22 protein-coding genes are annotated in these 22,769 nt (G+C 59.1%); 12 read left to right on the top strand and 10 right to left on the bottom strand.

The window, feature by feature from the left end; translation table 11 throughout:
• Positions 1-51 precede the first annotated feature (51 nt).
• A complete protein-coding gene (locus ELY38_RS11445) occupies positions 52-681 on the bottom strand; it encodes a c-type cytochrome (RefSeq protein ID WP_127062347.1) in 630 nt (209 codons plus the stop codon).
• Between the two features lie 283 nt (positions 682-964).
• On the opposite strand from ELY38_RS11445, the gene yihA reads away from it, so the two are divergent.
• Positions 965-1,606: a ribosome biogenesis GTP-binding protein YihA/YsxC gene (gene yihA / locus ELY38_RS11440; protein ID WP_127062346.1), complete on the top strand. Its 642-nt coding sequence runs from the start codon at positions 965-967 to the stop codon at positions 1,604-1,606.
• Positions 1,607-1,611: 5 nt separating this feature from the next.
• On the opposite strand, the gene ELY38_RS11435 is transcribed toward yihA, so the two are convergent.
• The 7 genes from ELY38_RS11435 to argH are packed head-to-tail and all read right to left on the bottom strand — an operon-like array spanning position 1,612 to position 7,640.
• Positions 1,612-2,343 carry an HAD family hydrolase gene (locus ELY38_RS11435; protein WP_127062344.1) on the bottom strand — a complete coding sequence of 244 codons (732 nt, stop codon included), beginning with the start codon at positions 2,341-2,343 and terminating at the stop codon, positions 1,612-1,614.
• On the bottom strand, positions 2,340-3,251 hold the full coding sequence (locus ELY38_RS11430) for a tyrosine recombinase XerC (RefSeq protein ID WP_127062343.1): 912 nt from the start codon (positions 3,249-3,251) through the stop codon (positions 2,340-2,342). The genes ELY38_RS11435 and ELY38_RS11430 overlap by 4 nt, the downstream gene beginning before the upstream one ends.
• A complete protein-coding gene (locus ELY38_RS11425; protein WP_127062341.1) occupies positions 3,244-3,954 on the bottom strand; it encodes a DUF484 family protein in 711 nt (236 codons plus the stop codon). Before ELY38_RS11425 ends, ELY38_RS11430 begins: the two co-directional genes overlap by 8 nt.
• Before the next feature lie 37 nt (positions 3,955-3,991).
• Positions 3,992-4,825 carry a diaminopimelate epimerase gene (gene dapF, locus ELY38_RS11420; RefSeq protein ID WP_127062339.1) on the bottom strand — a complete coding sequence of 278 codons (834 nt, stop codon included), beginning with the start codon at positions 4,823-4,825 and terminating at the stop codon, positions 3,992-3,994.
• Positions 4,825-6,096, bottom strand: a complete 1,272-nt coding sequence (gene lysA, locus ELY38_RS11415; RefSeq protein ID WP_127062337.1) for a diaminopimelate decarboxylase — start codon at positions 6,094-6,096, stop codon at positions 4,825-4,827. Before lysA ends, dapF begins: the two co-directional genes overlap by 1 nt.
• A 21-nt stretch (positions 6,097-6,117) precedes the next feature.
• Complete coding sequence (gene lptM / locus ELY38_RS11410) at positions 6,118-6,240, bottom strand: LPS translocon maturation chaperone LptM (protein ID WP_127062336.1); 123 nt, start codon at positions 6,238-6,240, stop codon at positions 6,118-6,120.
• Positions 6,237-7,640 carry an argininosuccinate lyase gene (gene argH / locus ELY38_RS11405; protein WP_127062334.1) on the bottom strand — a complete coding sequence of 468 codons (1,404 nt, stop codon included), beginning with the start codon at positions 7,638-7,640 and terminating at the stop codon, positions 6,237-6,239. The genes lptM and argH overlap by 4 nt, the downstream gene beginning before the upstream one ends.
• A 227-nt stretch (positions 7,641-7,867) precedes the next feature.
• Here argH and hemC point away from each other — a divergent pair, with 227 nt between their 5' ends.
• Positions 7,868-8,812, top strand: coding sequence for a hydroxymethylbilane synthase (hemC, locus tag ELY38_RS11400; protein WP_127062333.1), 945 nt, complete (start codon positions 7,868-7,870; stop codon positions 8,810-8,812).
• A complete protein-coding gene (locus tag ELY38_RS11395; protein WP_127062331.1) occupies positions 8,809-9,615 on the top strand; it encodes a uroporphyrinogen-III synthase in 807 nt (268 codons plus the stop codon). The genes hemC and ELY38_RS11395 overlap by 4 nt, the downstream gene beginning before the upstream one ends.
• A 72-nt stretch (positions 9,616-9,687) precedes the next feature.
• Here ELY38_RS11395 and ELY38_RS19220 read toward each other — a convergent pair whose 3' ends face one another.
• A complete protein-coding gene (locus ELY38_RS19220; RefSeq protein WP_222845152.1) occupies positions 9,688-9,948 on the bottom strand; it encodes a hypothetical protein in 261 nt (86 codons plus the stop codon).
• Here ELY38_RS19220 and ELY38_RS19215 point away from each other — a divergent pair.
• Together ELY38_RS19215 and ELY38_RS11385 are read left to right on the top strand one after the other, a co-directional pair.
• Positions 9,920-11,200, top strand: coding sequence for a uroporphyrinogen-III C-methyltransferase (locus tag ELY38_RS19215; RefSeq protein WP_246009130.1), 1,281 nt, complete (start codon positions 9,920-9,922; stop codon positions 11,198-11,200). The two genes, ELY38_RS19220 and ELY38_RS19215, sit on opposite strands and share 29 nt — an antisense overlap.
• Entirely contained in the window at positions 11,197-12,459 is a 1,263-nt protein-coding gene (locus ELY38_RS11385) for a heme biosynthesis HemY N-terminal domain-containing protein (RefSeq protein ID WP_127062327.1), read from the top strand. Before ELY38_RS19215 ends, ELY38_RS11385 begins: the two co-directional genes overlap by 4 nt.
• Positions 12,460-12,521: 62 nt before the next feature.
• Here ELY38_RS11385 and mscL read toward each other — a convergent pair whose 3' ends face one another.
• Positions 12,522-13,031, bottom strand: a complete 510-nt coding sequence (gene mscL / locus ELY38_RS11380; protein ID WP_127062326.1) for a large conductance mechanosensitive channel protein MscL — start codon at positions 13,029-13,031, stop codon at positions 12,522-12,524.
• Positions 13,032-13,379: 348 nt separating this feature from the next.
• Here mscL and gbdR point away from each other — a divergent pair, with 348 nt between their 5' ends.
• From gbdR to etfB, 7 genes are all read left to right on the top strand, one after another.
• Positions 13,380-14,516 (top strand): choline metabolism transcriptional regulator GbdR, encoded by a 1,137-nt coding sequence (gene gbdR / locus ELY38_RS11375; protein WP_127062324.1) that lies wholly within the window; start codon positions 13,380-13,382, stop codon positions 14,514-14,516.
• A gap of 202 nt (positions 14,517-14,718) precedes the next feature.
• Positions 14,719-15,696, top strand: coding sequence for a dipeptidase (locus tag ELY38_RS11370; protein ID WP_127062323.1), 978 nt, complete (start codon positions 14,719-14,721; stop codon positions 15,694-15,696).
• Between the two features lie 110 nt (positions 15,697-15,806).
• A complete protein-coding gene (locus ELY38_RS11365; RefSeq protein WP_127062321.1) occupies positions 15,807-16,340 on the top strand; it encodes a 4-vinyl reductase in 534 nt (177 codons plus the stop codon).
• Positions 16,341-16,351: 11 nt separating this feature from the next.
• On the top strand, positions 16,352-18,424 hold the full coding sequence (gene dgcA / locus ELY38_RS11360; protein WP_127062319.1) for a dimethylglycine demethylation protein DgcA: 2,073 nt from the start codon (positions 16,352-16,354) through the stop codon (positions 18,422-18,424).
• 82 nt (positions 18,425-18,506) lie between these two features.
• Positions 18,507-20,528 carry a (Fe-S)-binding protein gene (locus ELY38_RS11355; RefSeq protein ID WP_127062318.1) on the top strand — a complete coding sequence of 674 codons (2,022 nt, stop codon included), beginning with the start codon at positions 18,507-18,509 and terminating at the stop codon, positions 20,526-20,528.
• Entirely contained in the window at positions 20,525-21,802 is a 1,278-nt protein-coding gene (gene etfA, locus ELY38_RS11350) for an electron transfer flavoprotein subunit alpha (protein ID WP_127062316.1), read from the top strand. Before ELY38_RS11355 ends, etfA begins: the two co-directional genes overlap by 4 nt.
• Positions 21,792-22,616, top strand: coding sequence for an electron transfer flavoprotein subunit beta (etfB, locus tag ELY38_RS11345; RefSeq protein ID WP_127062315.1), 825 nt, complete (start codon positions 21,792-21,794; stop codon positions 22,614-22,616). The genes etfA and etfB overlap by 11 nt, the downstream gene beginning before the upstream one ends.
• Positions 22,617-22,769: the final 153 nt, after the last annotated feature.

Genomic DNA, 22,769 nt, shown 5'->3' with positions numbered 1-22,769 from the left:
CGCTATCAGGTTCCCCCGCCAATAGAAAAGGGAATTCACTGACGCCGCCTATTAATACAAGCCAAAGAGGTAGTTAGCTAAAGCCTGTCGGTCATCTTCGCTCAATTTGGCGGCAATATCGCTCATGCTGCCGCTGGGGTCGTTAGCTCGCTCTCCCGAGGCAAACGCACGCAGGGCTGCCTGGGTATAGGCCGGATGCTGACCCGCGAGTGCGGGATACACGGCGCTACCAATACCCACCCCGGTGGGCGTATGGCAGGCACTGCATGCAGGTATGCCAAGCGTCCTGTCGCCCGCCCGGTAAAGCGCTTCGCCCCGTGCGAGCTGCTCTGCGTCCTCATCGCTGGCCTGGCCCAAATTAGCCTCCTGTCCGGCGTAATAGGCGGCGACGTCCCAGGCGTCCTGATCGGAAAAACCGTCCACCATGCCCATCATTTGCGGAACAACACGCGTTTCATCGCGGATATCCATGATCTGCTTGGCCAAATAGGACATCTGCTGGCCCGCCAAATGGGGAAAAACTTCAGCAGGGCTGATGCCAGCCTGACCATGGCAGGCCGCGCAGGTCTGGGCTTTCTGCTGGCCCGCCGTCGCGTCCGCTTCCTGCTGCTCATGGGGCTGGGCCTGCGCAATGCCGACAGTACTCAAAATAATCGTTAAACCTGCCCGCAATACGTTCATGACAACTCACTAGTCGGTTAAATGATGAAGAGCACCTACCTCATCCGGGCGGGCGGGCGGGCTTCTGTTTACCTATGCATAGATAAGCCGCACAACAGCATGCTGATTAGTCGCTGTTGGCTTGGGCGCAGTGGTACACTACCGCTCCAGGTCGCAGGTATTACCGCTTTTTACGCAACGTTTGACCTGACTGACGGGGTAATTCGTCGCAGCGCGGCTTGCCATGTCATTATACGCGTGGTTAACGCAGACTGTTTATTGGTTCGATTTCAGGATTTTCTTCATGTCCACCCCCCAAGATAGCCCCGTCGCCCGGCTAAACTACCCAACCGCCAGCTTTATGATCAGCGCCCCCACCTTGGCTACCTGCCCGGATGACACGGGTGCTGAAGTGGCGTTTGCCGGCCGCTCGAACGCAGGTAAATCAAGCGCGATCAACGCGTTAACCCAGCAAAAAGCGTTGGCCCGCACTTCGCGAACGCCCGGCCGCACTCAGTTGATCAACTTCTTCAGCGTGATGAACGATGAATCGCGCCGTCTGGTTGACCTGCCCGGCTACGGCTACGCCAAGGTGCCCGAGGCCGTCAAGCTTGAGTGGCAGCAGCACCTCTCTGATTATCTGCGCGGCCGTTTCAGCCTGCGCGGCTTGGTGCTGTTGATGGATGTTCGCCACCCCTTGACCGAATTTGACCAGATGATGCTCAGCTATGCCGACAAGCGCAATATGCCGGTGCATATCCTGCTGACCAAATCCGACAAGCTTAAAAAAGGCCCGGCGAGCGCTGCCTTGCAAAAAGTACGTTCACGGCTGAAAGAGTGGGAAGATTTGGTATCGGTTCAGCTGTTCTCATCGCTCAAGCGTGACGGGGTCGACACGCTCTCACAGAAGCTTGACCAGTGGCTGCACACGCCTGAGTCCGAATAAGGCGATCAGCTATTCAGCCGCTCAAGTATCGCAGGCAAGTCCTTGATATGCGCAATGCGATGCACCCGGGGCGGCAGTAACTGGTCATCATCACTTGAGACCCACACCGCGTGCATGCCGAGCTGCTGGGCGGGCAGTATGTCCTCTGCCCAGGAGTCACCTACGTGCATGGCGTGCTCAGGTGCCACATCAAGCTTAGCAAGGGCCGTTAGAAAGGGCGTGTGATCCGGCTTGGGAGCAAGAAGCTCGCCCGCAGCAATAGCCACTGGAAAATACGCCGCCAAGGGCTGGCGCTTCAAGTGGATATTGCCATTGGTGATTGCGGCAAGCTGATAACGTTCGCTGAGCGCTGCCAGCAAACCGGCAGCCTCCGGGTGTGGTGTTACCTGAATACGCAGGCGATGAAACTCGTTCATGGCCGCCGCCGCCCACAAAATAGCTGCGCTGCGTGGAAGACCTTCAGCTTCCAGCTGGGCTTCTAGAGCACGCAGGCGCAGCCAGGTAAAGTCGCCACGACGCTCGGGCACGTCTTTGGCAAACTGCTGGCGGCGCTCCAGGTAATCCTGTAACCCCGCCTCATAGCCAAGCGAAAGCGGCGCCTCCTGGCGCGTGGCACGCCACATGCCAAGGGCTTCCAGCAGCCACGCGTAGTGGCCCTCTTCTGTGCGTAGCATTACACCGTGGTTATCCCAAAGCGTATCGTCTAGATCAAAGGTAATGGCTTGCAGTGCTGTCATGGCTTGCTTCCAGATGGCCCGCGTTTGGCACGTGGATGAGCGGAATCGTAGCTGGCGGCCAGGTGCTGCCAGTCCAGCCGCGTATACACCTGCGTGGTGGAAAGATTGGCGTGGCCTAAAAGCTCCTGCACCGCGCGCAAGTCTTGACTGGATTCGAGCAGGTGGCTGGCAAAGGAATGGCGCAACCGGTGTGGGTGCAGATGCTCCGGCAGCCCGCGGGTGATCGAGAGCTGAGCAAGGCGTTTCTGGATGGCCCGATGCCCCAGACGCACGCCCTGCTGTCCGACAAACAGCGCGGTTTCAGTGTCCTTCGCCATGCCAGACCGGCAGGTTAGCCAGTCGGCCAACGCCTGTTGGGCACGCCGCCCCACAGGCACCTGGCGCGGCTTGCTGCCCTTGCCGATAACGCGCACCCGGCTCGCCTGCAGGTCGTGGAGATCAAGCGCGGCAAGCTCCGCCAGGCGTAGCCCGCTGGAGTAAAAAAGCTCGAGCATGGCCTGATCACGCACCGCCAGGGGCGAACCGTCGTGAGGACTATCCAGAAACTGAGCCAGAGCATCGACATCCACCGGGCGTGGCAGGTGGCTGGGCTGCCTGGGCGTGCGCAGAAGCCCCACCGGATTATCGGCCAGAATGCCCTGCCTGACGAGGTAGTCGGCAAAGCGGGAAAGCGCGGCCCGGCGGCGGGCCAAGCTACGCGCGCCCAGCCCACGGCTGCGCTCGGCACCCAGAAAGGTGCGCAGCAGCGCAGTATCCAGCCCCACCGGGTCGTGCACCTCTCGCTGCTCGGCAAACCGGCACAAGGCGTTCAAATCCTGTTGGTAGGCCGCGACGGTAGCCGGGCTTGCGTGACGGGAAAGCGCATCGATATAGCCCGCCACCGCGACAACAAGTGCCGAATCAGCCATGCTGTTCCAAACGAATCAGCAGCCGCGCCACGATATCGCCCAGATACTCGGTAAACAATGTATCCATGCTGGCGCGATAGCTCTCAGGATTGGGACTGGCAAGTAGCAGATAACCCAGCGACTCCCCTGCCGAAAGGCGCGAAATGGCGCAAGAGCCCGCCTTGCGCGGCGCCTTGGTATGCGGCAGCAGGCATTTCCAGTCACTAACGCTCAGCTTGGCACAGCGGCTGGTCTTACCATCCAGCAAAGCGGCAAGGCGTGCGCTGGCGTGCTGGTCCAGCACATGGCGCGGCGGCTGAGGCGGTTCCGGTTCGCTGTCGCTTAGCGTGGCCGGGCACCACAGCGCCATGGCTGGCGTATCAAAGCGCTCGTTTAACTGAGTGGCCAGGGCCTGAGCCAGAGCATCACGGTTATCGGCTTCCACCAGCGCCAGCAGGGTTTCGCGCAGGCGCCGGTACTGAGCTTCGTTGTGCCGGGCGGTTTCCAGCAAATGCTCCAGGCGGTCTTCCGCCGTTTCCGCCCGCTGGCGCAGATCCAGCACCAGCCGCTCAAGCAGCGAGACCGCGCCATCAATATGCGGATGAGGGACTTTAAGCTGCTGCAGCAATCCTTCGCGACCAACAAAAAAATCGGGATGACGGGCAAGCCAAAATGCTACCTGGTCTGGATCGAGCGTCTTGCGCGGTTCAGGGGCTTGAGACATCGCCGTACTCCTTGAATCAGTTAAACGCGGCCATCAATCAATTTAGTGCGACACGGCCGTCAAAGACTCGTGTGGCAGGGCCAACCATGATCAATGATGCCTCCGGGTCCGGCCATTCGATGGTCAGCTCGCCGCCGGGCAGGTGAACGCTCACCGGGCTTTTTAATAACCCCTGGCGAATACCGCTGGCGACAGCCGCACAGGCGCCGGTACCGCAGGCAAGGGTTTCGCCACTGCCTCGTTCAAATACCCGTAGACGAATCTGGCTGGGCGACAGCACCTGCATAAAGCCCACGTTGACGCGTTTGGGGAAACGCGGATGCGCTTCAACCAGCGGACCAAGGCGCTCTACGGGTGCTTGCTCAACGCTCTCCACTTGCAACACGGCATGGGGATTACCCATGGATACCACGCCCACCTTGAGTGTTTCGCCGTCCACTTCAAGAGCGTGCAGCGGCTGATCACCCTCAGCCTCAAAGGGCAGCGCCGCCGGGCTAAAGCGCGGCCGGCCCATATCTACCCGCACCAGGCCATCGTGCTGCACATTCAACACCAACGGGCCTCCGGCGGTTTCTACATGAATTTCGTGCTTATGGGTCAGGCGCTGGTCGCGAACAAAGCGCGCAAAGCAGCGCGCACCATTACCGCAATTTTCCACTTCACTGCCGTCGGCGTTAAAAATGCGGTAGCGAAAATCCATTTCGGGGTCTCGGGGCGGCTCGACAATCAACAGCTGATCAAAGCCGATCCCGAAGCGACGGTCAGCTAGCTGGCGAATCTGCTCTTCACGCAGCCGGGCACGCTGGGTCACAAGGTCCACGACCATAAAGTCGTTGCCTAGACCATGCATCTTGGTGAAGTGCAAAAGCATCAGCGCGCTCCTTCGGGCAGCAACGCTTCGCCCGCCCAAAGGCTTTGCACGGTTTCCCGGGCGCGTACCACATGACAAGCATCGCCATCGACCATCAACTCGGCAGGACGCGGGCGGCTGTTGTAGTTCGAGGCCATCACAAAGCCGTAAGCGCCGGCCGAGCGCACGGCCAGAAGGTCGCCCTCGCCAATTGCCAGTTCGCGCTCCTTACCCAGGAAGTCGCCGGTTTCGCAGACCGGACCGACCACGTCGTAAGTGGCGCTTTGCCGTGCGTTGCGTGTATCCACCGGCACGATGGCCTGCCACGCTTGGTACAGTGCTGGGCGAATCAAGTCGTTCATGGCCGCATCGACAATCGCGAAGTTCTTGGTCTCACCAGGCTTCAAAAACTCGACTCGGGTCAGCATGACCCCTGCGTTGGCAGCAATGGAGCGGCCCGGTTCGAACAGTAGCGTCAGCTTCTCGCCGCCTTCCCAGCGCGACAGGCGCGTCAAGAGCTTGCTGGCATAGTCAAAGGGCTGCGGGGGCGTCTCATCCCGGTAGGTAACTCCCAGGCCGCCGCCCAGGTCCAGGTGATCGATCTCGATGCCACGTTCGCGCAGGCGCTCCATGAGCACCAGCAGGCGCTCCAGGGCATCCAGAAACGGCGCAGTTTCGGTCAACTGGGAGCCGATATGGCAATCAAGCCCCTTCACCTTAAGATTTGGCAGGCTGGCGGCCAGCTCGTAGACCTCCAGCGCATCATCCACCGCAATGCCGAATTTGTTGTCCTTGAGCCCGGTGGAGATATACGGGTGAGTGCCGGCGTCTACATCCGGATTTACCCGCAACGACACCGGAGCAATCTTGCCCAGTTCACCCGCCACAGCGTTCAAGCGCTCAAGCTCAGGGCGGGATTCCACGTTGAAGCACTTGATACCCACTTCCAGCGCGCGAGCCATCTCAAAGGGCTGCTTGGCGACGCCTGAGAACACCACCTTGGCCGGGTCGCCACCGGCGGTCAGCACACGCTCAAGCTCGCCTACCGAGACAATATCAAACCCGGCACCCAAGCGGGCCAACAACCCCAGCACGGCGAGATTCGAGTTGGCTTTTACCGCGTAACAGATCAAGTGCGGGTGGCTTCCCAACGCCTCGGTATAGGCACGGAAGTGGCGTTCAAGCGTTGCCTTGGAGTAAACATAACAGGGCGTACCATGCTCTGCGGCAATCTGCGAGAGCGGCACGTCTTCGGCGTACAGAACGCCGTCGCGATAGTTAAAGTGATCCATGAACCTGTCTCCTGCAGCTGCTTACCCAGCCTGTTCAGCAGCGCCGCTTACGGGCGAATTATCGTCGGGTAGGTAAAGCGGCCCTTTCTGACCGCAACCGGCCACTAATAAGGCGATAAGCGCGATACATGCCAGTGTTTTCATGCCTGCCCCTGCAGCGCCGAGAGCGCCTCGCGAGCCCGCTGGGCGGCAGCACGTACCTGATCCGGCGCGGTACCGCCAATATGGTTACGCGCCGCCACCGAGCCTTCAAGCGTCAGTACGTCGAATACATCCTGCTCAATGATGGTGGAGAACTGCTGAAGTTCGTCCAGGCTCATTTCGGAGAGGTCTTTCTGCGTTTTCAAACCGTAAGCCACGGATTGCCCGACAATTTCATGGGCGTCGCGGAAGGCCACGCCGCGCCGGACCAGGTAGTCAGCGAGGTCGGTGGCGGTAGAGAAACCGCGCCGCGCCGCTTCATACATGCTGTCCTTTTTCGGCTCAATAGCCGGCACCATGTCGGCAAAGGCTTTCAGGCAGTCGCGCACCGTATCCACGGCATCAAATAGGGGCTCTTTATCTTCCTGGTTATCCTTGTTGTAGGCCAGCGGCTGCGATTTCATCAGCGTCAGAAGGCCCATCAGATGACCATAAACCCGGCCAGTTTTACCGCGAACCAGTTCCGGCACATCGGGGTTTTTCTTCTGCGGCATGATCGAGGAGCCGGTGCAGAAGCGGTCGGGCAGATCGATAAAGTCGAACTGGGCGCTGGTCCACAGCACAAGCTCTTCGCTCATGCGCGACAGGTGCATCATCAGGATGCTGGCGAAGCTGGTAAATTCAATCGCGAAATCGCGATCCGACACGGCATCCAGCGAGTTTTCCGCCGGGCGGTCAAAGCCCAGAAGCTCGGCGGTCACGTGGCGGTCGATCGGGTAGGTAGTGCCCGCCAGCGCCGCCGCACCCAGAGGCAGCACGTTAACGCGCTTGCGGCAGTCCAACAGACGCTCGTGGTCGCGGGCGAGCATTTCCTGCCAGGCCAGCAGATGATGGCCAAAGGTGACCGGCTGGGCCGTTTGCAAGTGGGTAAAGCCCGGCATGATGGTATCGGCTTCGCGGTCGGCAAGCTCGATCATGCCTTCGCGCAGACGCTTTAACTCCACCTCTATGACGTCAATCTCGTCGCGCATGAACAGGCGGATGTCGGTGGCCACCTGGTCATTGCGCGAACGCCCGGTGTGGAGTTTCTTGCCGGTAATGCCGATCTTGTCGGTCAGGCGCGCTTCGATGTTCATGTGCACATCTTCAAGGGGCACCGACCAGTTGAATTCGCCGCGCTCGATCTCGCCCTGAATCTCGGTCAGACCGTTAATAATCGCGTCGCGCTCTTCATCGGTAAGCACGCCCACCCGGGCAAGCATGGTGGCATGGGCAATCGAGCCCTGAATATCCTGACGCGCGAGGCGCTGGTCAAAGGTGACAGACGCGGTAAAACGCGCCACAAAGGCATCGGTAGGTTCGCTGAAGCGACCGCCCCAGGACTGATTCGTAGCTTGGCTCATCGGAGGCATATCCTGCTGACAAAACAAAAGAGTCGATAGCGGAAAGTGTAACAGAGTCCTTGCCTGGATTGCTTGAGTTCAAAAGGCACAGCGTTTTATCTCAATGACATTTAAACTGCTTGGTACTTATCTTAAATAAAGTCACTGATTTTTACTGTGTGCCCAGGTGCTTTATGATGAGAACATCATAGCTTGACGCGCCGCGTCAGCGGCAAAGGGAGAATAACGTGTCATCCATCACCAAACTGCGTATCGCCACGCGAAAAAGCCAGCTGGCCATGTGGCAGGCCGAACACGTTCGCGACCGCTTGATGGCGGCACACGAAGGTTTGGAAGTCGAGCTGGTTGCGCTCTCCACCAAGGGCGACAAGATTCTCGATACTCCGCTTTCCAAGATTGGCGGCAAGGGTTTGTTTGTTAAGGAGCTGGAAGACGCCATGCTGGATGGCCGCGCGGATATCGCCGTGCACTCCATGAAAGATGTGCCGATGCTTTTCCCGGAAGGTCTGGGCCTTTCGGTGATTCTAGAAGGCGCCGATCCCACCGATGCGTTTGTCTCCAACCACTATACAAGTGTTGATGAGCTGCCTGAAGGCGCCAAGATCGGTACCGCCAGCCTGCGCCGTGGTCTACAGCTTCGCGAAATCCGTCCTGATCTGGAAATTCTTAACCTGCGCGGCAACGTGCAGACCCGACTGGCCAAGCTCGACGAGGGCGAGTTCGATGCTATCATTCTGGCCACGTCCGGCTTGAAACGTCTGGGCCTGGATGCACGCATTGCCCAGGCGCTTCCGCCGGAAGTCTGCCTGCCTGCCTGCGGTCAAGGGGCGCTGGGTATTGAGTGCCGCCTTCACGACCCCGAACTGATCAACCTGCTGGCACCGCTGGATGATCCGGACACTGCTACCCGGGTACGCGCTGAGCGCGCCATGAACACGCGCCTCGAAGGTGGTTGCCAAGTGCCTATCGCAGGCTTTGCGGTGCTCGACAAGGCCAATGAGACTATCTGGCTGCGCGGGCTGGTGGGTAACCCGGAAGGCACCGAAGTACTGCGCGCCGAAGGCAGCGGTTCGATCCATGAGCCCGAGGCGCTGGGTATCCGCATTGCCGAAGATCTGCTTGATCAGGGCGCGGGCGATATTCTGGCCGAGGTGTACGGCAACAACGTATGACGTCGCCGGTTCTGATCTGCCGACCCGGCGAGCGTGGCGAGGCGCTGGCCAATGCCCTGCGCGCCACGGGCACACCAGTTGAGTCTCTGGAGGTCATGGCCCTTGAAGCCCTGCCCGAAAGCCCTGCCATGCGCATCGCCTGGCTGGATATAGACCAATACGACAAGGTGATCGTGGTCAGCCCGTTTGCAGCCCAATGCTTGAGTAACGCACTGGACCGCTACTGGCCGCAGCTGCCGGTCGGCATTGATTATTACAGCGTGGGGAGCGCCACGGCAGAGATTCTTTTTGACCAGCTAGGTGTTCGGGTGCGCATCCCCCCCGCTGCCTCTGGACAAAAGGGCGCTGTAAATGAGCACGGCGAAAACACCAGCGAGGCGCTTTTATCGCTCGCCTCGCTCAGAGATGTGGCGCACCAGCGAATATTGCTGGTCGCTGGCGAAGGTGGGCGTACGCTCTTGGCCGACACGCTGATTGAGCGTGGCGCCCAGGTAAGGCGTGTTGCTGTGTATCGGCGCGTTTTCCAACCGCCTTCTGCCGCCATGCAGGCACGTCTTACAACAGGAGATTACCAGGCGTTAATCGTCACCAGCGGCGAACTGCTTGAACATCTGGCAAAATGGTGTGATCAGGCAGCATTGAACCAACCGCTAATCGTTTCCAGTCACCGTTTAGCTACACTGGCCGGTACACTGGGTTTTTGTGACCTCAAGGTGGCGTCGGGAGCAACGCCGGCTGCCCTGGCAGCTACGTTGGAAAGGTCCTGTAACCCTAAGGGTGCCGATGTCGATCAAGGAACTTAATAAGGGCTAGCGACAGATGAGCAAACAACCAAACGATCAGGAAGACGTACAAAAAACGTCCGCCGATGCGTCTCACAACAGCATCAAGCCGGATGATACTGCCGCGTCAGCCTCAACCCCTCCAATCTCCGGCAAGGAAGAAAGCAGCACGTCAGCCAGTCCGGCCACTTCACAGCCGTCCAGTTCACAGCAGACCAATGGCTCGGCCAAGAACGGGCGTTCGCGGCGGCGCGGTAAAGGCGGCAGCCAAGGCCAGACGTCTTCCACTTCGGCAGCCTCCCGTTCAACGGCGCCAGCAGATACCGTGTCTTCCAGCACCGTATCTTCCAGCACAGAGTCCTCCCGTGCCGAGCCTTCTACTGTCAGCTCTGGCAATACCGCTGGTTCCAGTTCAGCTACGCCCAGTGCGAGCAAACCGGCAGCCGCCAGTGCCACGCCCACAGCAACACCAGACAACACTTCAACGGCAAAAAACGCAGCTTCCGGCAGTGGTAACGGCTTCCCCCCCAACCCGCCCAACGGTGGCGACAAGCGCAGTGGCGGTAAAGGCGGCCTATTAGCGCTCGTATTGGTTCTGGTGCTGGCCGTTGCGTTGATTATTGTAGCCTGGCAGGGCTGGCAGCGCCTGGACAGCCAACAGCAGCGCATCACTGAGCTGAGCCAGCAGGCCGAAGGTAGCGCCAGCCAGCAAGCAGTAAACGATCTTGAGTCACGCTTTGAAAGCAGCGAAAGCGAGCGCACGCAAGCGCTTGAAAGTACGCTGGAAGAGCTGCGCGGAGAGCTGGATAGCTACCGCAGTGACGTCAATGACACGCTGGATGACGTGCTCAACCAGCTCTCCCAGGCTCAGGACACCGACGACCGCGACTGGCTGCATGCCGAAGCCGCTTACCTGCTGCGCCTGGCCAACCAGCGCCTGCAGCTTGAGGGCGATGTGGATGGCGCCGCGGCGCTTTTACGCACCGCCGATGCCCGTCTGGCTGATGCCGACAATCCGGCATTGACGCCCGTGCGTCGTGAAATTGCCAACGAGCTGGCAGCCCTAGATGGCGTGCCACGGGTAGACCGCACTGGCCTGTACTTGGCGCTTAATGCTCAGCAGGAACGTGTGGCGGGTCTGCGCCTTTCCCAAGAAGTGGAAGAGCGGGCCGTTACCTCCGGCATTGAGCAGCCACCTACCGGCACCTTCCAGCGCCAACTGGCGCGCTTTGGCGAAGAGCTGAAAGACCTTGTGACGATTCGTCATCATGACGAAGCGATGGAAACCCTGGTCACTCCGGAGCAGGAGTCTTACCTGCGCCAGAGCCTGCGTCTGATTATCGAACAGGCACAGCTGGCGCTGCTCAAAGAGGAGCAGCCGCTGTATGAAGCCAGCATCGACAAGGCACTGGAACTGCTCAACGGCTACTACGATGTTGAAAGCGATGCGACTCAAAGCGTGATTTCTCGTCTACAGGAGCTCAAGCAAGCCGAGATTGAGCCCGAGCTTCCGGATATCAGCGCCTCCCAGCAGGCCATGACCAGCTTTATCGAGAACCGCTTCAGATCGCGCCAGCAAAATGGCGAAGAGGGAGGTGATGCATGAGAAAACTCATCCTCCTGCTGGTAGCGGGCCTTGCCGTGGGTGCCCTGTTTGGGCACCTGATGATGTCGTTGCCTGGCTACTGGTTAATCCGGGTAGGCGATACCTCGGTTCAGACCTCCTTCTGGTTCGGCCTGATTCTGCTACTAGCGGCGTTTATCGTGCTGCACTTTGCTCTGCGCCTGCTTAGCGGCATTATTCGTCCTGTGGGGCGTTTTCGTACCTGGAATAGCCGTGCCCGTAACCGTCGCGCCATGAAGCGTACCGTGCGCGGCCTGGTCGCGCTGACCGAAGGCCGCTGGAAAAAGGCTGAAAAGACCCTGGTGCACGCCGCCGGCGACTCAAGTACGCCGCTGGTCAACTACCTGTCGGCCGCGCTGGCCGCGCATTACCAAGGCAACCACACCAAGTCCCAAGAGCATCTTAATCAGGCCCAGCTCAGCACTGAAGGCGCTGACACCGCTATCGGCTTGATGCAGGCGCAACTGATGATTGACCGCCAGCAGCCTGAAGAGGCGCTGGCGATCCTCAACCGCCTGGATAAAAAGCTCAACGATCACCCACAGGTGTTGAAACTGCTCAAGCAGGTGCACTTGAGCCTTAGCGACTGGGAAGGTTTGCGCTGGCTGCTGCCGCGCCTGGCCGCACAGAAGCTGATTGCCCAGCAGGAGCGCGAACAGCTTGAGTTCAAGGCGTACCGTGAGCTGATTCTGTTTGAAGCTAAGAACCCCAGCAATATCGAGCGGGTTCGCAGCCTTTGGGCGGATATGCCCGAGTATCTGCGCGGCAATACCGAACTGATTGTGCTGTATACCGATGCGCTACTCCAGGCCAATGAAGAAGCCATTGCCGAGCGTCTGCTCAACCACTCGCTGGACCATCACTGGGATGCCCGGCTGATCAAACGCTACGGTCTGTTGAACGTGCACGCGGCACGTCAGCTTGCCAAGGCCGAGAAATGGCTGCAGGAGCGTCCCAATGACCCTGAGCTGTTGCTGACTTGCGGTCGTCTCTCGCTGCGCACCGGCAAGTGGGAGAAAGCACTGGAGTACTTCGAAGCCAGCCAACGCCAGCGCCCCAGTGGCGAAGTGTGTGCCGAGCTTGCCCGCCTTTATGCAAGCCTGGGTGAGCACAACAAGAGCCAGCTTTACTATCGCCATAGTGTGGAAATGCTCGCCAAGTCGTTGCCTTCGCTACCCCAGCCCAGCGATGCCAGTGACAGCCAGACTCCCGATACAAAAGCGGCTAAAAAACGCGCTTAATGCTTAACGAAAGTCAAAAAAAGGGCGCCCCTCGGGGCCCCTTTTTTTATGAATAACCGTTACTAGGATGGCGACGATGCCGCCTTGAGAGACTGCTGCTCAGCTTCTGTGGGCAAGGGTAATTCTGATGTACAGTGCCCGCAGCGGGTGGCTTTTATAGGCACGGTCATAAAGCAGTACGGGCAGGGCTTCTCGACTGGGCTTTTAGGTGCTTCCACTTCTTCACGCTTTAAGCGATTGATCGTTCTGACCAGCATAAAGACGACAAACGCCACGATCGTAAAACTCACCACAGCGTTCAAGAACAATCCGAGATTCAGCGTGACCGCGCCGGCAGCCTGGGCAGCGGCAAGCGTTGGATAAGGGCCAGCCGTGGTCCCTTCACGCAGCACAACAAACAGGTTGGAGAAATCAATACCGCCCACCAGCAGGCCGATCACCGGGTTCATGACATCCTTGACCAGGCTTTGCACAATCAACGTAAAAGCGCCGCCAATGATAATCCCCACCGCCATGTCGATGACATTGCCTTTAACGGCGAACTCTCTAAATTCCTTGAGAAACTTGGCCATTGATATCTCCTTTCATCATTTAGCTTATTAGCTTATAGCATTTAGTGAATGCAAGACCTTTGGGTTCAATGACTTATTAAAACGTCGCCTAATCTTGAAACGAACGTTTCATTTATCACCGATGCTCGCCTTACAACCCCATTAATCGCTCCGATGGCGACTTACAATATTCTGTTTGCGACATAAGTTGAGTTGCTTTTCAGATTGCTTTGTCAGTATAAGTGTCATTCGTGCCAATATGCAGATAAGCAGCACGTATCTAGCGCAAGGACTCAAAATAAGACGCCAGCGACGTAGGACGATAATAAGAAGAAAGCCAATGACGTTTAGGTGATAGAGGTAAAGACCATGACCACCGATCAAGTAAAAAACCCAACCGCAGTAGGTCACTCGAACATACCCCAAACCCTCGGTTTTCTGCTGTTGGACAACTTCACCCTCATCTCGCTGGCGTCAGCGATTGAGCCTTTACGCATGGCCAACCAGCTGGCCGGCCGCGAGCTTTACCGCTGGTATACTCTCACCCAGGATGGCGCCCCGGTTCGTGCCAGCGACGGCCTCAATGTGACGCCAGATGCCTCGATGCATGCGCCGCTCTCGCTTGACTGGGTTGTCGTGTGTGGCGGAGTCGCGCCGCAGCACAGCGTTAGCCGTGAGCACATCCAGTGGCTACAGGCCCAGTCGCGTCAACTGCGACGCCTGGGTGCCATCTGTACCGGTAGCTGGGCGCTGGGTCAGGCGGGTTTGTTGGACCATTATGAAACCAGCATTCATTGGGAGTGCCTAGCCTCCATTCAGGAAGCTTTCCCGAAAATCGTGCTGACGACGCGGCTGTTCTCCATCGACCGTGACCGCTTCACGGCCTCGGGCGGCACGGCACCGTTGGATATGATGCTCAACCTGATCGCTCACGATCATGGCAAGGAGCTTTCAGCGGGTATTTCCGAAATGTTCGTCTACGAGCGCATGCGCAACGAACAGGATCAGCAGCGCGTGCCGTTGAAACATGTGCTGGGCACGACGCAACCCAAGCTGCTGGAAATCGTCGCGCTGATGGAATCCAATCTTGAAGAGCCGCTTGAGCTCGATGAGCTGGCAAGCTACGTCGATGTTTCCCGCCGCCAGCTAGAGCGGCTGTTCCAGCGTTATCTGCATTGCTCGCCGTCCCGGTACTATCTCAAGCTGCGCCTGGTCAGGGCGCGCCAGCTGCTCAAGCAGACGCCCCTCTCAATCATCGAAATCGCCTCGGTATGCGGTTTTGTTTCCACACCGCACTTTTCCAAATGCTATCGCGAATGCTTTGGCATCCCGCCGCGCGATGAGCGTCTGGGCATCCATACACGTCAGAAATATCAGGAAAAAGTGCCGCCATTGCTCAAGCGCTGGGGTGCAGAACCGACAAGCAACGAACCGGCGTCAAGCGCCTTGCTGGCCCTTGCCTACGCCCAGGGCGAACCCACCTTTGCCAGCGTCCCGCTCGCCTGACAGGTTTAGCCACCGTTGCTGACCCAGAGCCGCCCTAAGAAGGCGGCTCTTTTTTTGTACCGCCTTTCTTATCTCTTCGCCAGGCTTCCCGTGCAGGCATTTCCCGCGATGACGCTTTTGGAATTTCCGTCGTCGTTTCCAAGAGCAGATCGACACCACCTCAACGCTATGCTCCCTACATAAACAATTCTGGAGCCATACTATGAACCCTGCCGAATTACACCAAGACGCCATTGTTATTGACGGTCTGATTATCGCCAAATGGAACCGCGAGCTTTTGGAAGATATGCGTCGCGGTGGCCTGACTGCGGCCAACTGCACTGTCTCAGTCTGGGAGGGGTTCAAGGCAACGGTGGACAACATTGTTGCCTCCAACAAGCTTATGGAAGAGTGCAGCGACCTGGTACGCCCGGTACGCACCACGGCCGATATCAGGCGCGCCAAGGAAGAAGGCAAGACCGGAATTATCTACGGCTTCCAGAATGCCCATGCATTTGAAGACCAGATCGGTTATGTGGAGATTTTCAAGCAGCTGGGCGTGGGCATCGTTCAGATGTGCTACAACACCCAGAATCTGGTGGGTACCGGCTGCTACGAGCGTGACGGCGGGCTGTCCGGGTTCGGCCGTGAGATCGTCGCGGAAATGAACCGAGTGGGCATGCTGTGCGATCTCTCCCACGTGGGCGCCAAAACCTCTGAAGAGGTCATCCTCGAATCCAAAAAACCGGTGTGCTACTCGCACTGCCTGCCGTCCGGTCTCAAGGAACACCCGCGCAACAAGTCCGATGAAGAGCTCAAGTTCATCGCCGATCACGGCGGTTTTGTCGGCGTCACCATGTTCACCCCGTTTCTCAAGAAGGGCGTCGACTCCACCATCGATGATTACTGTGAAGCGATCGAATACATCATGAACATCGTGGGCGAGGACGCCATCGGCATCGGCACTGACTTCACTCAGGGCCATGACCAGAACTTCTTCGAGTGGCTTACCCATGATAAGGGCTACGCCCGCCGCCTGACCAACTTCGGCAAGATCATCAATCCCGAAGGTATCCGAACTATCGGCGAATTCCCCAACCTGACAGAGGCGCTTCTAAAGCGTGGCCTGAGCGAGTCCCAGGTCAGAAAAATCATGGGCGAGAACTGGGTCAGAACCCTGAAGGATGTGTGGGGAGAATAAGCGCTTGTTATGCCGGCTCGGGCGATGGCCTGAGCCGCTCGATGCAAAGTCTCAAAGCCTGCAAACAACTGAACATCTTTTGAACAAGTATAAGTTTAAGGAATACAACCGTGATCACGACAGCTCCCGAACTCCCGATTGAAGTCGACAGCGAAACCGGTATCTGGACGACCGATGCCCTGCCGATGCTGTATGTACCGCGCCACTTCTTCATCAACAACCACGTGGCCATTGAAGAGGCGCTGGGTGCTGAGAAATATGCCGAGATTCTCTATAAGGCGGGCTACAAGAGCGCCTGGCATTGGTGCGAGAAAGAAGCCGAACTCCACGGGCTCGAAGGCGTGGATGTGTTTGAACACTACATGAAGCGCCTCTCCCAGCGCGGCTGGGGCATCTTCATTACCGAAGAGATCGACCTGGATAAAGGAACCGCCCGCGTACGCCTTGAGCACAGCGCCTTCGTCTATCAAATGGGCAAGGTGAACCGCAAGATCGAGTACATGTTTACCGGCTGGTTTGCTGGCGCCATGGACCAGATTCTAAGTGCGCGAGGCAGCTCGCTACGCACGGTTGCCGAGCAGACGCAAAGCGGCGCCGAGGAAGGCTGTGAACACGGCCTGTTTGTTGTTACGCCTGAGAACTGAGGATCGTCGCCATGGCATTTGAGGCATTATTCAAGCCGATACAGATCGGCAGCCAGACTATCCGTAACCGCGTGGTCAGCACGGCTCATGCCGAGGTGTATGCCACCGACGGCGGCATGACCACCGATCGTTACGTCAAATACTACGAAGAGAAGGCCAAGGGCGGCTGTGGCCTGTGCATCTGTGGCGGCTCGTCGATTGTTTCCATCGATAGCCCACAAGGCTGGTGGAGCTCGGTCAATCTGTCGACCGACCGCATTATCCCGCACTTCCAGAATCTAGCCGACGCTGTGCACAAGCACGGCGGCAAAATCATGATTCAGATCACCCATATGGGGCGCCGCTCACGTTGGGATGGCTACGATTGGTCAACGCTGCTGTCACCTTCGGGTATTCGCGAGCCGGTACACCGTTCGACATGTAAGACCATAGAAGTAGAAGAGATCCACCGCATCATCCACGACTTCACCCAAGCAGCACGCCGGGCGAAGGAAGGCGGCCTCGATGGTGTGGAACTCTCCGCTGTGCACCAGCACCTGATCGACCAGTTCTGGAGCCCACGCGTCAACAAGCGTACCGATGAATGGGGCGGTAGCTTTGAAAATCGCATGCGCTTTGGCATGGAAGTGCTCAAGGCGGTACGTGCCGAGGTGGGCGACGATTTTGTGGTCGGCATGCGCATCACCGGAGACGAGTTCCACCCAGACGGTCTGACTCATGAAGACATGAAAAAGATCGCCGCGTACTACGATGCCACCGGCATGGTCGACTACTTCGGTGTGGTAGGTTCGGGCTGCGATACTCACAATACTCTGGCCAATGTCATTCCCAACATGTCCTTTCCGCCAGAGCCCTTCCTGCACCTGGCCTCAGGCATCAAGGAAGTGGTCAACGTTCCGGTCATCCATGCCCAGAATATCAAGGACCCTAACCAGGCCCAGCGGATTCTGGAAGGCGGCTACGTGGATCTAGTCGGCATGACCCGCGCCCACATTGCCGACCCACATATCATTGCCAAGATTAAGATGGGGCAGGTGGATCAGATCAAGCAGTGCGTAGGCGCCAACTACTGCATCGATCGTCAGTACCAGGGTCTTGATGTGCTATGTATCCAGAACGCCGCGACCTCGCGTGAGTACATGGGCCTGCCGCACATTATCGAGAAAAGCGAAGGCCCCAAACGCAAGGTCGTCGTCGTCGGTGGTGGTCCAGCTGGCATGGAAGCAGCCCGCGTGTGCGCCGAGCGCGGCCATGACGTGACGCTGTTTGAAGCGCAGGAGCAGATCGGTGGTCAGATCACCGTGGCATCGAAAGCGCCGCAGCGCGACCAGATTGCCGGCATCACGCGCTGGTATCAGCTGGAGCTGGCGCGCCTGGAGGTTGATCTGCGCCTGGGTACGCGTGCCGACGAGGCGACCATTGCCGATCTGCGTCCAGACGTGGTGATACTGGCCACCGGTGGGCAACCGTTCCTCTCGCAGGTACCGGAGTGGGGCTACGATAGCGATCTTGACAAGAGCCTAGTCGTCAGTACTTGGGACATTCTCAACGGCACCGTGGTGCCGGGCAAGAACGTATTGATTTTTGACACCATCTGCGAGTTTTCCGGCGTATCGGCGGCGGACTATCTGGCCGACAAGGGGTCCAAGGTCGAGATCGTCACCGACGATATCAAACCCGGTGCTGCGGTAGGCGGCACTACCTTCCCGACCTATTACCGCAGCCTGTATGAGAAAGAGGTGATCATGACCTCGGATCTCGCGCTGCATAAAGTGTATCGCGAAGGTGATTCGCTGGTGGCCGTGCTTGAAAACGAATACACAGGCGCCCTGGAAGAGCGTGTGGTCGATCAGGTCGTAGTGGAAAACGGCGTTCGCCCCGATGAAGCGCTCTACTACAGTCTCAAGGAGCGTTCGCGCAACAAGGGGCAGATGGACCTTGAAGCGCTCTACGCGATAAAACCTCAGCCTTGTCTGTCTGAAAGCGGCGACGGCTTCGTGCTGTTCCGTCTGGGTGACTGCACCGCGCCACGCAACACGCATGCGGCCATCTACGATGCGCTGCGGTTGTGCAAAGACTTCTGACACAATAACGCTGTAAGCTGAAATTCATGGGTCGCAAGACCCATGATTCAGTACTTACGGTGTCTCTGAGAGGAGAGACGCCATGCTCGATACCCTTTTGCCGATCCTTCTGTTTTCTGCGCTGGCGCTGGCCGCTATCGGTGCCGTGCGCCGTGTGCGCCTATGGCGCCAGGGACGCCCCTCTTCCGTTCCCGTGATCAAGGGACTGATGCAAGTGCCCCGGCGCTATCTGGTCGACCTGCACCACGTCGTGGAGCGGGACAAACTCATCTCCCATACCCATGTGGCCACCGCTGGCGGCTTTGTGCTGGCCGCGTTACTGGCTATCGTGGTGCACGGTTTCGGGCTGGACAGCGCCATTCTCGCCTGGGTACTGCTGGCCGCGACCACCAGTATGTTCTTGGGTAGCCTAGTGGTGGCCAAGCGGCGTAGCCCACCGCCTTCACGGCTTTCCAAGGGCCCGTGGATGCGCCTGCCCAAAAGCCTGATGGCGTTTTCGCTGGGCATGTTCGTAGTGACGCTGCCCACCGCCGGCATTTTGCCGGAAGGTTTTTTCCAAAGCGGTGCGGGCTGGCTGGCCGCGTTGGCCCTGACGGGCGTTATCATCTGGGGCCTTGGCGAGATGTTCTTCGGTATGACTTGGGGCGGGCCGATGAAGCACGCCTTTGCCGGCGCCTTGCACCTAGCTTTTCACCGCCGCCCCGAGCGCTTTTCTAACCGTACCGGCGGTGAGCACCGCTCCACTGGCCTGAAAGCATTGCCCCTTGAGGATGACACCGCCAAACTTGGCGTGGAAAAACCTGCAGACTTCACCTGGAACCAGCTCTTGGGCTTTGATGCTTGTGTGCAGTGCGGGCGCTGTGAAGCGATGTGCCCGGCCTTTGCCGCTGGCCAGCCGCTGAACCCCAAGAAGCTGATTCAGGATATGGTAGTTGGCATGGCGGGCGGCACCGACGCTCACTACGCAGGCTCCCCCTACCCCGGTAAGCCGGTGGGCGAGCACGCCGGTAGTCCTCACGGGCCAATCGTAAATCGCGCGGGCGGCGCGCTGGTGGATGCCGAAACGCTGTGGTCCTGCACCACCTGCCGGGCCTGCGTGGAAGAGTGCCCGATGATGATTGAGCATGTGGATGCCATCGTCGACATGCGCCGCTTTCTAACGCTAGAGCACGGTAATACGCCCAATAAGGGCGCCGAAGTTCTGGATAATTTGATTGCCACCGACAACCCGGGCGGCTTTGATCCTGACTCGCGCCTGCACTGGGCGGCCGATCTCAACCTGCCACTGATGGCCGACAAGCGCGAAGCCGAGGTGCTGTTATGGCTGGGTGACGGCGTCTTTGACATGCGCAACCAGCGCACCCTGCGCGCCTTTATCAGCGTGTTACGCGCCGCTGGTGTCGACTTTGCTGTGCTCGGCAATGAAGAGCGCGACAGTGGCGACGTGGCCCGCCGCCTGGGGGATGAGGCGACCTTCCAGAGCCTGGCACGACGCAATATCAAAACCTTGAGCCAGTACCGCTTCTCGCGCATCGTCACTTGTGACCCGCACAGCTTCCACGTTCTGAAAAACGAGTACGGGGAGCTGGGCAGCGCCGAGACGCCCGCCGACTACGAGGTTTATCACCACAGCACCTATATCAATCAGTTAGTGATTGACGGCAAGCTTGCGTTCAAGGCTTGGAAAGGCGGTAGTGTCACTTATCACGACCCCTGTTACCTGGGCCGCTATAACGGTGAATACGAAGCTCCACGAGCCGTACTCAAAGCATTGGGTATCGAGGTTCAGGAAATGGCCCGCTCCGGCTATCGCTCGCGCTGCTGCGGCGGTGGCGGCGGCGCGCCGATCACCGATATTCCCGGCAAGCAGCGTATTCCAGATATGCGTATGGAAGACGTACGCGAAACCGGCGCCGATCTAGTCGCTGTGGGCTGCCCACAGTGTACCGCCATGCTGGAAGGCGTGGTGGAGCCCCGCGCCGATATCAAGGATATCGCCGAGCTGGTCGCCGATGCCCTGGTCATCGAAGCGCCTGCTGAGAAGGCGACGCAAAGCAAGCCAGCGCCAGCAGCGCCGCGCACCGTTGAGGAGGTAATGCCATGAGCGAGCTTGTCCGTCGTGACCCTCGTCAAGAGTGGATCATCCGCAACCGCCTGCATCCGCAGCACCTTGAAGCGCTGGCTCAAATGGGCGGTGCGGTAGCAAACGAATGGATGGGGCCTAACGGCGTAATTCGCCGTAACCCCCATGCGGTCGGCTTCATCGGCCCCAACGGCATCCGCCGCATTGACCGAAGCGGCGTCCAGCAGGCAGCACAGGCACCGGGGCGCAGTGTTGAGGCCAAGGATGCGCGCCAGCGCGTTACTATTGAAACCCCGGCCTTTATGGTTGCAGTGGTACCAGACATGGCTGGAGGACGTTTATCCACCCACGATCGTGACCTTCTGGGCCTTGCCCGCCAGTTGGCTGATGCCGATCCGGCTCAGCCTGGCGCCGTACTGGCCATCGTCTTCGGCGAGCACAAGGAGACCGCATTTGGTGAGGCGGGTATCGACCGACTGCTGCATCTGGAAGGCGAGCGTTTTTCAGGCTACCTGCCGGAGCTTCGTGTGGCGACGTTGCAAGGCGTGGAGCGCGACCTGGCACCGCGCTACTGGCTACTTCCCGACTCCACCACTGGCGGCGGCGAGCTTGGCCGGCGGCTGGCCGCCCGGCTTGATGAGCGCCCGGCAGCTCAGGTCTGGCAGGTAGAGGCCGACTCCGAAAGCACAACCGGCTGGCGCTGTACTGCGCGTGGCGCAGCTGGCCGAGATGATGTTACCCGTGCCCTGCCCCGGGTGGTGCTGGCGCTCGCCGAGTGCGCCGATCCGGTCAGCGAGACCCGCCACGCCGCCGAAGCCATTACGCTTTCTCAAGAACTGCCCGAGGTGCTCGGACGCATTCAAGATATGGGCGAAGTGGCAGTTGATCCGGCCAGCGTGTCGCTCGCGGAGGCCGAATTCATACTTTCGGCCGGTAACGGCGTCAAGGACTGGGATGGCTACCATCACGCCGCCGAAGTACTGGGGGCTACCAAGGGCGCCTCACGCGTGGCGGTGGATGATGGCTACATGCCGCGGGACCGCCAGGTAGGCGCGACCGGCACCTGGGTCTCCGCGCGCGTTTACGTAGCGGTGGGAATTTCTGGGGCCATCCAGCATCTTCAAGGCATCCAGAGCTGCGAGAAGGTGGTGGCGGTCAACCTGGATGAGGGCTGCGATATGGTCAAACGTGCCGACCTGGCTGTGATCGGCGATGCCAGCCAGATACTCGCCGCCCTTGTCGCGCGCGTTGAGCAGTACCGCGCCGAACAGCAGGAGAATCGCGATGCCGCATGATGTCAGTAACACAAGTGCCAGTCACTCAAACGCCAGCGGGTTGAACGTTACCGTCTTGGTCTCGGTAGGCCGCCATCCACTGACTGCACGGGCTCGCCGCGCCGACCAGGACGCCCGGGCGGTGGAAATGGCCCTGACCCTGGAAAGCACTTCGGTCAATCTGCTGCATGCAGGCCAGCAAGATAGCGACCATGAAGCAGCCATCCGCGGCTATCTCGGCATGGGTATCGACTCTGTCGGCTTGATCGAACAGAAGCCTCAGGCCGATGTGGTGCCCGCACTGGCAAAAGCACTGCGTGCCAGTGCCTCGCAGCTGGTGCTGACAGGCACCCGCGCCGAAACCGGCGAGGCTTCAGGTGTGATGCCCTACTTGTTGGCCGAGGCGCTTGGCTGGCCGATCATTACAGGTCTGGCCGCGGTCGAGAAGATTGAGCAGGGAACGGCCGTAGTGCTTCAGGCGCTACCCCGTGGCAAGCGCCGACGCCTGCGTATTCGCCTGCCGGCGATTGCCACCGTGGACAGCAGTGCACCCCCGGCACGCCAAAGCGCGTTTGGCCCGGCCAAACGCGGCGTGCTCAATCTTCACCAAGAGCCCAGTGAAATCGACGAAGCGCTGAGCTCTTGGCACATTCAGCCAGCGCGCAAGCGCCCCAAACGGCTCAAGATCGTCAAGTCGTCATCGGCGCGTGACCGCTTCAAGGCAGCTGCCGCCAAGGCCGACGGTGGTGGTGGGCAGACACTTAGCGACGTCACTCCGGAACAGGGCGCCGAGGCGATCTTTAAATTGCTCAAGGAAGAAGGCGTGCTGCGCTAGGCGATAGTTCGCTTCTGGTTATTTCCTTTTCAGCCCGCCCTCCAGGCGGGCTTTTTGTTTGGGCAATCTTTAGCACGAAAGCTCGCTACGGTCTTGGACAACTCGTAGAAAGGGTCTTTCGCCAGGGCCGAAAAAAGCTCCTGCATTTTAGGC

The organism is Vreelandella nanhaiensis (genome assembly GCF_003990185.1).
GTDB lineage: Bacteria > Pseudomonadota > Gammaproteobacteria > Pseudomonadales > Halomonadaceae > Vreelandella > Vreelandella nanhaiensis.
Note: the sequence above shows the minus strand (reverse complement) of the source record. Positions and strands in the feature narration are given on the sequence as shown.

Bases quoted from the DNA above. Each gene is read 5' to 3' on its own strand.
- ELY38_RS11385 (WP_127062327.1), top strand. From the start codon at position 11,197: ATGAGAAAACTCATCCTCCTGCTGGTAGCGGGCCTTGCCGTGGGTGCC.
- dgcA (WP_127062319.1), top strand. From the start codon at position 16,352: ATGGCATTTGAGGCATTATTCAAGCCGATACAGATCGGCAGCCAGACT.
- ELY38_RS11445 (WP_127062347.1), bottom strand. From the start codon at position 681: ATGAACGTATTGCGGGCAGGTTTAACGATTATTTTGAGTACTGTCGGC.
- argH (WP_127062334.1), bottom strand. From the start codon at position 7,640: ATGAGCCAAGCTACGAATCAGTCCTGGGGCGGTCGCTTCAGCGAACCT.
- etfB (WP_127062315.1), top strand. From the start codon at position 21,792: ATGCCGCATGATGTCAGTAACACAAGTGCCAGTCACTCAAACGCCAGC.
- ELY38_RS11355 (WP_127062318.1), top strand. From the start codon at position 18,507: ATGCTCGATACCCTTTTGCCGATCCTTCTGTTTTCTGCGCTGGCGCTG.
- yihA (WP_127062346.1), top strand. From the start codon at position 965: ATGTCCACCCCCCAAGATAGCCCCGTCGCCCGGCTAAACTACCCAACC.
- ELY38_RS11370 (WP_127062323.1), top strand. From the start codon at position 14,719: ATGAACCCTGCCGAATTACACCAAGACGCCATTGTTATTGACGGTCTG.
- mscL (WP_127062326.1), bottom strand. From the start codon at position 13,031: ATGGCCAAGTTTCTCAAGGAATTTAGAGAGTTCGCCGTTAAAGGCAAT.
- dapF (WP_127062339.1), bottom strand. From the start codon at position 4,825: ATGCTTTTGCACTTCACCAAGATGCATGGTCTAGGCAACGACTTTATG.
- ELY38_RS11435 (WP_127062344.1), bottom strand. From the start codon at position 2,343: ATGACAGCACTGCAAGCCATTACCTTTGATCTAGACGATACGCTTTGG.
- lysA (WP_127062337.1), bottom strand. From the start codon at position 6,096: ATGGATCACTTTAACTATCGCGACGGCGTTCTGTACGCCGAAGACGTG.
- ELY38_RS11430 (WP_127062343.1), bottom strand. From the start codon at position 3,251: ATGGCTGATTCGGCACTTGTTGTCGCGGTGGCGGGCTATATCGATGCG.
- lptM (WP_127062336.1), bottom strand. From the start codon at position 6,240: ATGAAAACACTGGCATGTATCGCGCTTATCGCCTTATTAGTGGCCGGT.
- etfA (WP_127062316.1), top strand. From the start codon at position 20,525: ATGAGCGAGCTTGTCCGTCGTGACCCTCGTCAAGAGTGGATCATCCGC.
- ELY38_RS11425 (WP_127062341.1), bottom strand. From the start codon at position 3,954: ATGTCTCAAGCCCCTGAACCGCGCAAGACGCTCGATCCAGACCAGGTA.
- gbdR (WP_127062324.1), top strand. From the start codon at position 13,380: ATGACCACCGATCAAGTAAAAAACCCAACCGCAGTAGGTCACTCGAAC.
- ELY38_RS11395 (WP_127062331.1), top strand. From the start codon at position 8,809: ATGACGTCGCCGGTTCTGATCTGCCGACCCGGCGAGCGTGGCGAGGCG.